Source organism: Sneathiella chungangensis (genome assembly GCF_009882935.1).
GTDB lineage: Bacteria > Pseudomonadota > Alphaproteobacteria > Sneathiellales > Sneathiellaceae > Sneathiella > Sneathiella chungangensis.
The window spans coordinates 1-563 of record NZ_WTVA01000008.1; the positions used below are offsets into that span (position 1 = coordinate 1).

Consider the following 563-nt stretch of genomic DNA (forward strand, 5'->3'; position numbering starts at 1 on the left):
AGCACCAACGGATCATTCGTGTTTTCGGCCTGCTTCCATGCCTCCATCATTGCTTTATCACCGGTGGTAAGCTGTTCATTCTTCGTTGTCGTCGCCAACTTCTGTAAATTCACGTTGATGGCGGATTCGAGCTGGCGGACCCATGTATTGTAGTTGCGATGGATGCCGGCGCCATTTTCGAGAAGATTGATGCTCGAGACATAGGTGATCGAGTAGCTGATCTGCGAATAGTCTATCCGCACATTTGCCTTATGGGTGCGTATTTTTAGGACAGCTTCTATTTCACCTGCGCCTTTGTCGGTCATTTGCCAGTTCTGGCTGGCGCCCGCCCGCTTGATGCCTTCGCCGATATCCTCAAGTGAGGTGAAGGCAAGGCTTTGTGGAATGGGAACATTCGTCGGGTTATAGATGGGTTGCACGCGCTGCTCACAGGCTGTCGCAAGGACCGCGATCACGGCAAGAGCCAAACCATAAAGACGAAATTTCATCGTGCCAATCCTCAAACAACTGAAAGTTATATCGCGACAATAGGCATTTCGCGCAAATTTATAAAGCCCTCATCG

1 protein-coding gene is annotated in these 563 nt (G+C 50.1%); it reads right to left on the reverse strand.

Annotated features, from left to right (window positions below; all coding sequences use genetic code 11):
• A partial coding sequence (locus GQF03_RS11535) for a hypothetical protein (protein WP_161339450.1) occupies positions 1–488 on the reverse strand: 488 nt, incomplete at its 3' end.
• Positions 489–563 lie beyond the last annotated feature (75 nt).